This is a genomic window from Chitinophaga deserti, assembly GCF_003149455.1.
Classification (GTDB): domain Bacteria; phylum Bacteroidota; class Bacteroidia; order Chitinophagales; family Chitinophagaceae; genus Chitinophaga; species Chitinophaga deserti.
The window spans coordinates 349,591-362,969 of sequence record NZ_QFFK01000004.1 but is presented as its reverse complement, the minus strand read 5'-3'; the positions used below and the strand labels follow the sequence as shown (position 1 = coordinate 362,969).

Here is a 13,379-nt window from a genome sequence, read left to right as displayed (position 1 = left end):
CGAACGATATGCCTACCGTACTCATTCTCGGCGCCGGTTCCGATATGGCCGTAGCCCTTGCCCGCCGCTATGCAGCCGCCGGCCATACCCTTCAGTTAGCAGCCCGGAACCCCGACCAGCTGCGCCCCCTTGAACAGGACCTGCGTATCCGCCACAGGATCGCAGCTACCGTACACGCTTTCGATGCTCTTAACTTCGAATCCCACGGCGCTTTTTACCAGTCGCTCCCCACCCCGCCCGATATTGTTATCTGCGTGTTCGGTTACCTGGGCGATCAGGAGAAAGGGCAGCAGGACTGGAACGAGGCTTCCCGCATTATCAATACCAATTACACAGGCGCCGTGTCTGTCCTCAATATTGCTGCAGAAAGCATGGCAGCCCGTGGTACGGGTACCATCATCGGCATCAGCTCCGTAGCGGGAGACAGGGGCCGGATGAGCAATTATCTCTACGGCAGTGCCAAAGCAGGCTTTACAGCGTACCTTTCCGGTTTGCGTAACCGCCTCTGGCATGCCGGCGTGCATGTGATGACCGTAGAGCCGGGATTCGTGGCTACGCAGATGACGGAGCACCTTACCCTCCCTCCACTGCTCACGGCCCAGCCGGCAGAGGTGGCGGAAGATATTTACAAGGCAGCGGAGAATAAGAAGAACGTATTGTATACCAAGTGGTTCTGGCGATATATCATGACGATTATCCGTAATATCCCGGAACCCATATTCAAAAAGAAGAAACTGTGAAGCAGGCGATCGCTTTTTTCGATTTTGACGGCACAATTACCCGGAAAGACACCCTTTTCGAGATCATCCGGTTCCATAAGGGCAAGGCGGCATTATATGCCGGCATGGCCCTGCTATCGCCCCTGCTGGTGCTGTTCAAAATGAAGGTGATCAGCAACCAGCGGATGAAAGAGATCGTGCTGCGTTTTTACTTCAACGGCACCCCCGTAGCGGCATTCCAGGAGCAATGCGACGCCTTTTGCCGGGAGCGCCTGCCGGAGCTGCTGCGCCCCAAAGCAGTGAACGCCATAGCCTGGCACCAGTCGGAAGGGCATGCCGTATATATCGTTACCGCCTCCGCCGAAAACTGGGTACGCCCATGGGCCGAAAAACTGGGAGTGCCCGTTCTGGGCTCCCGCCTTGCCATTGAGGATGGCCGTATTACCGGGCTGCTGCAGGGTAAAAACTGCAATGGCGATGAAAAGGTATGCCGCATCCGCGAATCGGTAAAACTGACCCCTTACCAGACGATCTACGCCTATGGCGACTCCTCCGGAGATAAAGAAATGCTGGAGCTGGCACAGCACAAAGGCTTCCGGGAGTTCGAATAACCCGGGGCTTAATTTCCCCCCTGATACAATATTTCCCGCGCTCGTCCGTCTACTCCGGCAGGAATCGTTAATTTCATTGTATGGAGCAACAGCAAAAGCGCGCAAAGATCTCGTTCGAAGGCATCCGGAAAGTATCCCGATTATACCAATACGCCAAACCCTACCGCTGGCAGTTTGCCCTTGGGCTAATCATGCTGATGCTTTCCAGCGCTACCAGTCTTGCTTTCCCTAAACTGCTGGGCGATCTTATCAACGTTGGCCAGGCCGGGGAGCTTCATCTGCACATCAACCGCATCGGGATGATGCTGGTGGCCGTACTGGCATTGCAATCCATCTTCTCCTTTTTCCGCATCCGCATTTTTGTGTCTGTTACCGAGAAAACCGTGGCAGCCCTCCGCCAGGCTACCTACGGGCACCTCATCCGCCTGCCCATGAAGTTCTTTTCTGAAAGGCGCGTGGGAGAACTGAACAGCCGCATCTCCTCCGATATTTCCCAGCTGCAGGACCTCTTTACCACTACACTCGCGGAATTCCTCCGGCAGGTGATCGTGATTGTAGGCGGTATTGCCCTGCTGGCATACACCTCCTGGAAGCTAACCCTCTTTATGCTGGCCATTGTACCCGCCATTTGCATCCTGGCAGTTGTTTTTGGGAAATTCATCCGCCGGTTCAGTAAACAGGTGCAGGGCCAGATCGCGGATTCCAATACCATCGTGGAAGAAACCCTGCAAGGCATCTTCAACGTAAAAGCATTTGCCAATGAGTTTTTTGAAATAGGCCGCTACAGTGCCAAAACGGATGAGGTAGCTAAAACAGGCATGAAGGCCGGAGTATACCAGGGCTTATTCGTTTCCTTCCTCATCTTCGGTCTTTTCGGTGCCATGGTAGCCGTTATCTGGAAAGGGGTGCTCATGATCGGAGACGGTTTCGCCGTGGGCGACCTCTTCTCCTTTGTGCTGTATTCCGGGTTCATTGGTGGCTCCATTAGCGGACTGGCAGAAATCTTCACCCGCATCCAGCGTGCTTTGGGTGCTTCCGAGCACCTGCTGGAAATTCTGGATGAGCCGGAAGAAGATATTCATTTGCTGCCTCCCGCCGATCGCCGCCCGCAGTTCCGCGGGGAAATCCGCTTCCAGCACGTTGGGTTTCAGTATCCTTCCCGGAAAGACCTTCCCGTACTGCGCGATGTCAGCTTCCATGCCGAACCCGGCTGGCAGGTGGCTGTAGTAGGGCCCAGCGGGGCGGGTAAATCCACTATCGTAAACCTCTTATTACGCTTCTACGACCCGGTAAGCGGGCATATCTATATCGACGGACAGGACACCCGGGAGTACGACCTCTCCCTCCTGCGTTCCCAGATGGCCGTTGTGCCCCAGGATGTGTTCCTCTTCGGAGGCACTATCCGGGAGAACATCGCCTATGGCGACCCCTCTGCCAATGAGGAAGCCATCATGGATGCCGCCCGGCAGGCCAATGCCTGGGAGTTCATCCGCCAGTTCCCCGAAGGCCTCGATACCATTGTGGGTGAAAGAGGTGTTCAGTTATCGGGCGGGCAGCGGCAGCGTATCGCTATTGCAAGGGCGGTGCTGAAGAACCCGCGCATCCTCATCCTCGACGAGGCTACTTCTGCCTTAGACTCCGAATCAGAAAAGCTGGTGCAGGAAGCGCTGGAGAAACTGATGGAAGGCCGCACCTCAATAGTGATCGCTCACCGCCTTAGCACCGTTCGCCGGGCAGATATGATCGTGGTGATCGATAAGGGGCAGGTAGCGGAAACGGGTACGCATGAAGAGCTCATGCGCCGGTCTGAAGGCCTGTACCGCGGCCTCAGCGAACTCCAATTCACCAATTAGATCAGCTAAGCCATGCGCGGAACGCTGCGGCTTTATCCTTGCTAACCATCACGGCTGGCAGGTTCACTGCTTTGAAATGTAAGGTAAGGCGGCTGGTATCGTCTGTTTTGAAACCAGCGAGATATGCGCGGTTCACGATAAACTGCCGGTTGGCACGAAAGCATTGCACGGGGTCCAGCAGCTCCTCGATCTCGTCGAGGGAACGGAAGTCGGTAATCCACTGGCGGCCATCGGCATGATGGAGATATATTACTTCACTTTTAGAAAAGCCCGCTATCTCGGATAACGGGAACATGTATACGTTTTTACCGGAATGCACGGTAAACGTTTCCTTGAAAAGCTGCTTCTGCTGCTGGTTCTGTACAAACTGCATGATCTCCCCCATAAATTGCGGACTGGCATATTTATCCCGCAGTAAAGCGTATTTACGGAAGGCAGCGGCAAGCTCTTCGGGATCAACGGGTTTTAGCAGATAATCGATGCTGTTTATTTTAAACGCGCGGATGGCGTACTGATCGTAAGCAGTGGTGAAGATGACGGGTATGGCGGGCTGGAGGTGATGGAAGAGGTCGAGGCTGATGCCGTCAGACAACTGGATGTCTGCCAGAATCAGATCAGGCCCTGCCTGCATGAGTAACGTGGCTTCCCGCAAACTGGCTGCCGGGCCCAGTATCTGCCATGCCGGTTCCAGCTCCTTTACCAGTTTTATCAGGTGCGTGGCTACAAGCGGTTCATCTTCCAGAATCAGTATTCTCATGGGTTCGTTTTTATAACAGCGGCAGTGCCACGGTAAACCGGTTTTCGTCTTCTTCCACCTTCACTTCCCGCTCAGAAAGATAAGTATACAATTGCTTCAGCTGCTGAAGACCTTGTTTATCAGAAGCCGCCAACTGCCTGCGGATCTGCTTGTTGTTCGATATAACGAGGTAATCGTCTTTAACGTATATGCTGATCCGTAAGGGATGATCCGCATGTACTTCGTTGTGTTTGATGGCATTGTCTATCAGCATTTGAAGTGTGACAGCCGCAATGCCCTTCTCCACCGGCATTTCATTCATCTCAATATCAATCTCCAGCGAGGTGCCAAATCGTATTTTCTGTAAAGCAATATAATGCTGCAGCATCTCCAGTTCTGCTTCCAGCATCACCACATCCTTGTCCCGGTTCTGCAATGCATAGCGGTATACTTTGGAAAGATGGCGGATGAATTGGGACGCCAGTGGCGGGTTAGACTGTACGAGACTGTCCAGCGAGGTAAATGCATTGAACAGGAAATGCGGGTCTACCTGATTTTTAAGGTGTAGGAACTGCAGCTGGGTTTTCTCCCGCTCCAGCCTTTCTTCCTTGACCACCCCCTCTTTCCAGCGGCGTGCGTAATACTGGCCGATGAGGGCGATGTTGATGGTGATAGACACGAAGTTATTGATGGTGGCTACCATGGCGGAGGTGAGCGGGTCGATATTGATCCGGAAGGAGTTTTGGATTACATAGAACACTGCGCTGCGGATGCCCCAGATAAGCAGGGTGCCGATGGCGATCTGCAGGAACACACGGCCTACATCGCTTTTGGTGAAAGGGAATACCTTATCGAGCAGGCGGTGGATGAGGGTGAGCACCGTCCAGATGACTGAGTGATGATAATGACAGGAATGCTTCCCAGCAGATGCTGTGAGAGGGGCATGGGGCGCAGGCCTTCGCGGATCGTCCAGGCAATGACCACGAACATGGCGGTGATGGCGATGCGGAGGGCGTATTTTCTGAGAAAGGCTTCCATGGCTGCTAATTTAACAAGTGTTTTTTAATCCATGCGCCTTTCCACAGCCATAAGCCGGAAAGTACAATGGCCGGGAAGAACAGGAAGCGCACTGCATTGGCAGCTTCGGGCAGCTCAGCTACAGGACCGTAAATGAATCCTACGATGGGAATGCTGAAGAGGATATGAATCCAGCGGATGATTTTGCGTTCGGTAGATGCTTTCATGATAAGGCGTATTACGGGAGGAAGGCGTGCCTCCCTCCCGGTGAATGGTTACAACATTTTCTGACAGTCGGCTTTGCCCCATTGTGGCGCCACAGTGGATGCGGGTGGCTGGTTGAAATGCTGCATGGCTTCGGAGAACAGTGCTTTGGCTTTGTCTTTATCACCGCCCCACAGCGCTGGTGTGTGGTACTTGATGTGACCGTCGAGGTACAGGGCGCGCGGGTTCTGAGGGTCCAGCTGCCGGGCTTTGGCGAGGTACTTACCCGCTATGGGCCCGTACTTGCGCCCGTTGCTCATAGGGTCGGCCTCTACCCTGCTGCGTTCTATGAAGCTCTTCACAGTGTAGATCTCGGCCAGGTCTTTGGTGTTACCTGCAGGCACGAGGGCTTCTGCTTTAACGATCTGCTCTTCGGCTATGGCGCTCAATGCCATGGCCTTTTCTTTTTGCAGGAAGGCGAGCTTCATGTTGCAGACGGCGGCGTAGTACAGGGGCAGCCAAGATTTAGCGTCTGTCGAAGCCTGCCGCTGGAAAGTGTTCGCCAGTTCCTGGTAAGCTGCCAGTGTTTGTGCGGCATTCAGTTGGGATACGGCCCCTTCGAGCGGGGAGCTTTGTGCGTGCGCTGTAATCAGTACAAAGAGCGCAGCAGCCAGTGTGATGATCTTTTTCATGTTATGGGTTTTGTTACAAATTATCGTTGAGGTAATCTTCCGTCCGGTCGATGCCCAGACTCATAAATATGCCGATGAAGTAATTACGTGTAGCCGGTAGTGTGATGGGTGATTTCGTTTGTCCGTTGTAGCTGAAATCATAACCAAACACCTGCCTGGTTCCCAGCACATTGTTGATGCCAGATGCAATTACGGTGAAGTCTTTTTGCTTCCATTTCGGGAAGAGCGACAGCATATGTGCAAAGCCGAGGTTCACTACGTTATACGCCCGTGTGGTGCCCTGCTGGCGGATCTGATGGTCAGGAGTAAAATCGTAGTAGGGCCTCCCTGCCGCCAGGGACCACGACACGTTTACATTGGTACTTATCTTTTCGAAGAACCGTTTGGCTACTACCGACAGTGTGTGCGGTGCTGCGAAATCAGGTTGAAGCGGAAGCGGGTAGTCGAGATGATCGCGCCGGGTATGGAGGTAGCTGTAGCTGATCCAGTAATCGAAGTTGGGAACCGACTTCTTATCCCGCCAGAACATTTCCAGTCCGTTGGCATATCCGCTGCCGCTCATATTGGTGGAAGGATATGTTTTCAGGAGACGGTCGTATTGTTTGTAGAACCCTTCCGCCCTGAAGATCCTTCCGTTTTCCTTCCTTGTGTAATTGAGGATGTAATGCGATGCTTTGGCTTGCGGAAGTGAGGGTTCCTCCATCCGCCAGCGCCTTTCTGCCTGCTGGTAGTAAATACCGTAAGCGGCATTGATCTGGGAATAAGTACCGGTTCTTACGGCCAGGCTCACACGCGGTGCTATGTTCCCTTTACCGGAAAGCCTGCTATACTCCCAACGTGCCCCTGTACGGAGTGCCACTGCATGATGCAGGCGCCATTCACCTTCCGCGAATCCTGCATACAGTTCATCCATCTCCCCGATCTGCGCTTCCGCACCTGCCAGAACCAGGTGCCCGCCTTCGAAGTAACGGGTGAGTACGGCTTTCCCCTGTAAAGAGCGTTCACGGCTGCGGTACTCGCTGAACTTACCGGCGAAGACGGGGCCTTCCGGATGGGTGGTGGTTTTATCACGGTTTACCATGCCGCGGCTGATATCGGCGCTGTTGTAGTTGAGTGCAGCTCCCAGATCGAGGCGGTAGTTTTTACCGGGGCGGCTCCTGTGGCTGATATTGAGGTAGAGGTTCCTGTCTGTAGAAGCAAAGCGGTTGAGCAGTGCCGCACTGTCAATGTCTTCGCGGTACAGTTCAGCCTGATGGTATCCGAAGTTGGCGTAAACCTTCAACATGCCGGTTTTACCTGTTCTCTGCCTGTAATTGGCTTCGGTGATGGAATAGGCCGGGCCGGTGGCATATTCGGGATTTTGCGGTACTGCTTTGGCGTAGTAGTGCCAGGTCATGTAGCGGGTGCTGAGGCCCAGACTGCTCCTCCCGTTCTTAGCCAGCTTCTGCACGCCTGCTACCGCCACCATGGGCGAAATACCGATTACGGCGGATGATTTCTCGGGGAGGTCCTGCGTTTCGAGGATGAGTGCGCCGCTGAGGCCTTGTCCGTATGCGGCGGAGTATCCTCCCGTGCTGAAAACGATCCCATCGAACAGGAAAGGTGAGGATATCCGGTTAAACTGCGGCAGGCCGGGCATGGAGGCGAAGTAAGGAGAAGGAACGAGGGTTCCGTCTACAAACTGGCGCGTTTCTGAACCGGCGCCTCCCCGTACAAAGAGGCCTTCGCGCTCACCTATCTGCTGTGCCCCGGGAAGCGTGCGGGCCGCATTGGCCACATCGCCCCCGTTTCCGGCTACGGATACCACATCCATGGCGGTCATGACTGCACCTTTGTTTTTATCCCCGGCGGAAAAGGCCCCTGCGGAGATGACCACCGGCTGTAAAGTAGATGGGTCTTTACCCATCACGATTTTGATTTCCGAACCGGCGCTGGCATCGGCTGTGGTGGTTTTGTAGCCGATGTAGCTGACGGTCAGCCGGTAAGGGGGATGTGAAGCAGTGCCGAAGCGGAAACGGCCGGTACTGTCTGCCGTTGCGCCGTCGGCCGTACCTATGAGGGATATGCTGGCCCCTTCGAGGCCACGGCCGCTTTTGTCTGTCACGCGGCCAATAATCTGCTGCGCGTTGGCGTTATAGGTGGCTAACAGCCCTGTCAGGCATAAAAGGCAAAACGTTTTCATATCCGTTTCTTTTTCATGCAAATTAGCCGGACGGCCCACCGTGGCCCAACGCGATGCAACGAAGCCGAAAGAATTTACATGGAGGCGGAAAATGCAGGCGTTTTAGGTTTTCTGACACGGGGGAAATGGGTATTTTTGAGCGGCCGGAAACTGAATCCCCCGGCCATAGGCGCTAAATTTTTACTTTGACGACGATCTCTTTCCGGCAGTTCCTGCAAACTGCTTTTCAGCACGGGCCATACACCACCGACGATGTTATTGCGGCAGTATTGCCGCTATTCCGCGATGTGCAGGCCCTGCATAACGAAGGCATGGTGGCCCCTTTCGGCAACGATACCACCATCCTCGCCACCGCCCGGACCCTCCTGCTCGATGCTTCCGCGGCACATCCGCCACTGGATGCCTCCGGGAAAGTGCAGGCGCTGTTCGACGGGCACAATCCTAATTTTGAGGTGATCGATAAAGTGAGGCTCCCGGAAGGACAGGCCGCTGAATCCCTCCGGGTTCATACCGATACGGATAAACCCCTGCGCCACGCCGCCTACATCCCCGGATACCGCAGTTACGAAATGCTGCTGGGGCATCATGATGAGCAGACTGACATCTTCTGCCTGGGACTTGTGCTGGCAAGCCTTGCCCTCGGACTCGACCTTTACGACCCGCTCAACCTGCCCGTGCTGGTAGCCCAGCGGGAGCGTCCTCTTCTCCATAAAGCCCTGCACCCTGCCCTGGGTACCCTCATCACGGAAATGACGGAGCTGGAACGCAGCCAGCGCACCCGCGATCTGCAGGAAGCCATCCACCGCCTCGAAAACTACCGCGACTTTGATCCCGAAAAGCAAACCGATCTGGCACAGGTGGCAGGATGGGTTACGCACGACCGGAGTGAGAAGCAGCAGTTCATCCTCCATAAACTCCGTAACCGTTTATTCGATATCAGCCGCCGTAACAGGCTGCTGTTCTATAAAGCCAATTCCCGCTTCGCCAACCTTACCTTCGGCAGCGTGCCCATGGTACTGCATCACCAGAGCATCCGGTCTGAACTGCTTTTTACCTGGAACAGTGATATCGAAGCCAAAGTAATTGCCATGGGCGATCTGCCCCTGAATAAATATCTCCGCTTCGAAGATCATCCCTACCTCCCGCCCGTTCTCAACAAGATCAGGCTGGAAGCGCAGCGTGATGTGCAGGAATTTGGTTTCTCACAACTGAAGCTGGTAGTGGCATTCCTGAAATGGCATAACCTCACGGAAGATCCGCAGGAAACCATTCACAGTCCGCTTTTACTGCTGCCAGTTGAATTGAAGAAGAAGAAACAAACCGGTGGCGATCAATACGTACTCACCGTTACCGATAATAATGCAGAAGTAAACCCTGTGCTGGCGAACCGTTTGCGTGAACTCTTCGGCATAGAGCTGCCCGACAGCGTGGACCTCGAAGAGATGACGCCGGAAACCTTCTGCGAACACATCCGCCGCCAGGTGGAAGGTGCCAACAGGGGAATTGTGCTGCAATACCTCCGCAAGCCACGCATCCGCCTCATTTACAAAGAAGCAAGGGAAACTGCGGAACAATACCGGAAGAAGACGGCTGGTGCCGAAGTGCCAAAGCCACAGGAGCCTGCCCCTGAGAAAGATGAAGTAACGGAAAAGGAATTGTTTGAGTGGGCCGAAGCGGAAGCCAACCCTTACCGCTGGGAGTTTGATACCTGCCAGATGGTGCTGGGGAATTTCAATTACAAGAAGATGAGCCTCGTGCGCGACTATAACGCCGCCATTGAGCAGCACCACCGCCACGGCGTGTTCGATCATCTCTTCAGTGACCAACCCCGGCCATTGCAGGAAGAAACGGAACTGCCCGCGCTTCCTGAAGAATGGTTCCATGTGATACAGGCCGATCCTACCCAGACGCGTGCCATCCTGCAGGCCCGCGAAGGAGAAAGCTATATCATCCAGGGCCCTCCGGGCACCGGTAAAAGCCAGACCATCACCAACCTCATCGCAGATTTTGTAGCGCGGGGTAAAAAGGTGCTGTTTGTATGCGAGAAGCGCGCTGCGCTCGATGTGGTGTTTCACCGCCTGCAGCAGCAGGGGCTTTCTGAGCTTTGTTCGTATATACATGACAGTCAGGGTGATAAACGGGCTTTTATAAAAGACCTGAAAGGCTGTTACGAAGCGGCCCTGAAGCCGGATACCGATCTTCATTCCATCACTGTTAAGCGGGATGCATTATTACATAACCTGCGCCGTCAGTTGCAGCTGCTGCAGGAATTCCATGACACCCATGCCGGGGAAACCGATTCTGCCGGTGTGCCGGTGCGTACCCTCATAGAGCGGCTGCTTTCCCTGAAACCGTTGATCCCCGCTACGGATGCGGAAACGGAGGAAGTAGTGCCGGGTTACCTGCAATGGCTGCAGTATGGGAATGTGGTGGAGCAACTGGGACAGGCGCTGGAGGAAACCGGTGCAGAACCCGTGTTTGCCAGTCACCCTTTGAGCCGGGTGCATGAAAGTATCTTCTCTTCCCCCCAGCCAATCGCTACGCTGAAACAACTCACCGGTAACAGCATTGCCCTGCTGGAAACGCTGGAATCTGCACGGGAACATGCCGGTAAGCTGAATGAACTGAAGGCATTGGTGCTGCAGGCAACATTATTATTGCCTTTAGCCAATGCAGGGCTCCTGCGGCTGGTAGACCCGCAGCATCCGGATGCCATTACGTTTGAAAGACGGCTGGCGGAAGTGAAGGCTCTGCAGAAAGTGGCCGAACAAGCCACCGCGCAGAATACCGGCTGGCATCAGAAGTTTTCTGTGGAAGATACCCTTGCGGGGATAGAGATAGCGCGCAGGTACGAAGATTCGTTCTGGCGTTTCCTTTCCGGCCAATGGCGCAGACTGAAGAAAGCGCTTAATACACAATACGACTTCTCCGCCCGCACGGTTCCCCCGTCCGCAGTAACCGTTTTAGAACAGCTGCGCGCGGAGTATGAGGCTGTCCATAATGCCACACAGGCGCGGAAAGCCCTTGAAACGGATTACCAGATATCACAGATAGAAATGACCTGGCTCGCGGTGGAGCGCCTCCGCAGTAAACTGAACGAGCCATCACTGCAATACCTCCTGCATCATCCGCAGGCTTCAGATACAGTGCGTACCCTTGCTGCTTTGCAGGAACCCCTGCTAAAGCTGGAAACGCTGCTGTCTCAAACCCTTGCCGACCCGGCCCCTCAGCCTTTCGGTGAGCTGGCCGACCTGCTGGAAAGCATCCGCCTCAACGCTCCTGCGCTGGAAGAACTGCTGCCGGTGATGGGTAATTACACAGCACTGCCGGCCGACTTCAAATCCGCCCTCCGCCGCCTGCCCTGGACGCCGGGAGAGCTGGAAGCCGGTATGGCAGGTAAATCGCTCCGCCAGTTGTACCGCTCTAATAAGGCCTTTGCACAGGCAGGCGCTTCTGCAGTGGAGCAGGCCGTGGCCACAGTGAAGCATTGTTACAGCGAACTGCTGCAGCTCAATGCGGCTTACATCCGTGCCAACATCCGCCGCCAGTTTCTCGATAATGTGCAGCGCAGCCAGAAAACGGATGAAACCTATATGGAAGGCCGCCGCATCCTCGAAAATGAGTTCTCTAAATCCATGCGTTATAAAAGCATCCGCGAACTCTGTTCCCGCCCCAGTGGTAAGGTGCTGCTGGATCTGAAGCCTGTTTGGCTCATGAGCCCGCTGAGCGTGAGCGATGCCTTCCCGCTGGATCAGCCTTTCTTTGACGCCGTTATATTTGACGAAGCTTCGCAGATCACGCTGGAAGAAGGTGTGCCTGCTTTGTACCGCGCTCCGCAAACTATTATTGTGGGCGACGAAAAGCAGATGCCTCCTACTGATTTCTTCTCCGCCCGCACCGGCGACCCAGATGATCTGGGAGCGGATTTGGTGGAAGATGAATTGCTCAGCGCGGATGCCGACAGTCTCCTTACACAGGGTGCCCGTAAAATGAACAGTTACCTGTTAGGATGGCACTACCGCAGTCATTTCGAAACTCTTATTAGCTACAGCAACCACGCCTTCTACGATGCGGCATTGCTGACGATCCCCGACCGCAGCGAGCATGCCGTGCAGCGCCAGCCCATTAGTGTGGCGGCACCGTCTGACGCCATGTTCAATATCAAAGCGCTGTTCGACCGGAGTATCAGTTTCCACCATATTGCACAGGGTGTTTACGCCAAACGCGGCAACATCGCTGAAGCTACCTATATCGCCCACCTTGTGCGGGAATTGTTATCTAAAAAGACGAAAGACAGCATCGGCATCGTTGCCTTCTCGCAGGAGCAGCAGGGTGCTATAAACGCCGCACTGGAAAAGCTGGCCGAGCAGGACCCTGCGTTCGACGATCTCCTGGATGAAGCCGTGGCCCGTACGGAAAACGGTCAGTTTACGGGACTGTTCGTGAAGAACCTCGAGAACGTGCAGGGCGATGAGCGCGATATCATCATCCTCAGCGTATGCTATGCGCCGGATGCCAGGGGCAAAATGTCCATGCACTTCGGGCCTATCAATAAAAAAGGGGGTGAGAAACGGTTGAACGTGATCTTCAGCCGGGCGCGGAGGCATATGGCTATCGTGAGTACCATCCGTCATTCGCAGATCACCAATCTCTATAATCCCGGTGCCAATTTCCTGTCGAGGTTCCTGCAATATGCCGAGCAGGTGAGCACGGGCAATATGAAACAGGCGCGTACTGTCCTTGATGGCTTAACCACCGCCCGCCCCGAAGGCCGCTTCCGGAGTGGGGATACCGTGGTGCTGCAGGAGATCCGGGAGGCCTTGGAGAAGGAAGGGCTCACCGTTACCGAACAGGTAGGCCAGAGCGGCTTCCGTTGCTCGCTGGCAGTGAAGGCGCGACCGGATGATGTGCAGTATGCCCTGGGTATTCAGGTGGATGATGAAGCCTGGTACCAGCACGATAATGTGCTCGAACAATACTACCAGCGCCCCGCGGTGATGGAAACCTTCGGCTGGCGTACTATGACCGTTTACGCGAAAGACTGGCTCTCCGAACCGGAAAAAGTAACGGAAGACATCCTGAAACGCCTTGGTAAACAAGCCACCGTTAACGGCAATTCCCCCTTAAAAGAAGACGCATTACCCGAAGGCACCGTTCGCCTGCTGAGTGGCGAAGGCAAACAGGAGAAGTTCTGGGAGATCAATGCCTCGGGTGCTAAAATCTTCATCCGGCATGGTAAATCGGGCACAAAAGGCCAGATTGAGGTGAAGACCTGCATCAACGAACCGGATGCGGAAAAAGAGAAGGAAAAGGCCATTGCTGAGAAAAAAGCAGCTGGCTGGAGGGATATGTCTGCCAATTAATA

General features: G+C 54.6%; 10 protein-coding genes. 4 read left to right on the top strand and 6 right to left on the bottom strand.

What is annotated here, in order from left to right; genetic code table 11:
- Positions 1 to 8: 8 nt before the first annotated feature.
- The 3 genes from DEV76_RS11265 to DEV76_RS11255 all read left to right on the top strand — a co-directional run bounded on the left by DEV76_RS11265 (position 9) and on the right by DEV76_RS11255 (position 3,183).
- The gene (locus DEV76_RS11265; RefSeq protein ID WP_109698004.1) at positions 9 to 740 is read left to right on the top strand and encodes an SDR family oxidoreductase; all 732 of its coding nucleotides are present in this window, start codon (positions 9 to 11) and stop codon (positions 738 to 740) included.
- Positions 737 to 1,330, top strand: coding sequence for an HAD family hydrolase (locus DEV76_RS11260; RefSeq protein WP_109698003.1), 594 nt, complete (start codon positions 737 to 739; stop codon positions 1,328 to 1,330). The genes DEV76_RS11265 and DEV76_RS11260 overlap by 4 nt, the downstream gene beginning before the upstream one ends.
- Positions 1,331 to 1,410: 80 nt before the next feature.
- Positions 1,411 to 3,183, top strand: coding sequence for an ABC transporter ATP-binding protein (locus DEV76_RS11255; RefSeq protein WP_109698002.1), 1,773 nt, complete (start codon positions 1,411 to 1,413; stop codon positions 3,181 to 3,183).
- A 1-nt stretch (position 3,184) separates the two neighbouring features.
- Here the strand turns inward: DEV76_RS11255 and DEV76_RS11250 are convergent, their stop codons facing one another.
- The 6 genes from DEV76_RS11250 to DEV76_RS11230 are packed head-to-tail and all read right to left on the bottom strand — an operon-like array spanning position 3,185 to position 8,014.
- Positions 3,185 to 3,940 carry a LytR/AlgR family response regulator transcription factor gene (locus DEV76_RS11250; protein WP_109698001.1) on the bottom strand — a complete coding sequence of 252 codons (756 nt, stop codon included), beginning with the start codon at positions 3,938 to 3,940 and terminating at the stop codon, positions 3,185 to 3,187.
- A gap of 10 nt (positions 3,941 to 3,950) precedes the next feature.
- Positions 3,951 to 4,799, bottom strand: a complete 849-nt coding sequence (locus DEV76_RS11245; protein ID WP_109698000.1) for a sensor histidine kinase — start codon at positions 4,797 to 4,799, stop codon at positions 3,951 to 3,953.
- The gene (locus DEV76_RS25915; protein ID WP_157962833.1) at positions 4,739 to 4,957 is read right to left on the bottom strand and encodes a hypothetical protein; all 219 of its coding nucleotides are present in this window, start codon (positions 4,955 to 4,957) and stop codon (positions 4,739 to 4,741) included. The genes DEV76_RS11245 and DEV76_RS25915 overlap by 61 nt, the downstream gene beginning before the upstream one ends.
- Before the next feature lie 5 nt (positions 4,958 to 4,962).
- Positions 4,963 to 5,163: a hypothetical protein gene (locus DEV76_RS11240; RefSeq protein ID WP_109697999.1), complete on the bottom strand. Its 201-nt coding sequence runs from the start codon at positions 5,161 to 5,163 to the stop codon at positions 4,963 to 4,965.
- Between the two features lie 48 nt (positions 5,164 to 5,211).
- Positions 5,212 to 5,832 carry a hypothetical protein gene (locus tag DEV76_RS11235; RefSeq protein WP_109697998.1) on the bottom strand — a complete coding sequence of 207 codons (621 nt, stop codon included), beginning with the start codon at positions 5,830 to 5,832 and terminating at the stop codon, positions 5,212 to 5,214.
- Positions 5,833 to 5,845: 13 nt separating this feature from the next.
- On the bottom strand, positions 5,846 to 8,014 hold the full coding sequence (locus tag DEV76_RS11230) for a TonB-dependent receptor (protein ID WP_109697997.1): 2,169 nt from the start codon (positions 8,012 to 8,014) through the stop codon (positions 5,846 to 5,848).
- Between the two features lie 185 nt (positions 8,015 to 8,199).
- Here DEV76_RS11230 and DEV76_RS11225 point away from each other — a divergent pair, with 185 nt between their 5' ends.
- Positions 8,200 to 13,377 carry an AAA domain-containing protein gene (locus DEV76_RS11225; RefSeq protein ID WP_109697996.1) on the top strand — a complete coding sequence of 1,726 codons (5,178 nt, stop codon included), beginning with the start codon at positions 8,200 to 8,202 and terminating at the stop codon, positions 13,375 to 13,377.
- Positions 13,378 to 13,379 lie beyond the last annotated feature (2 nt).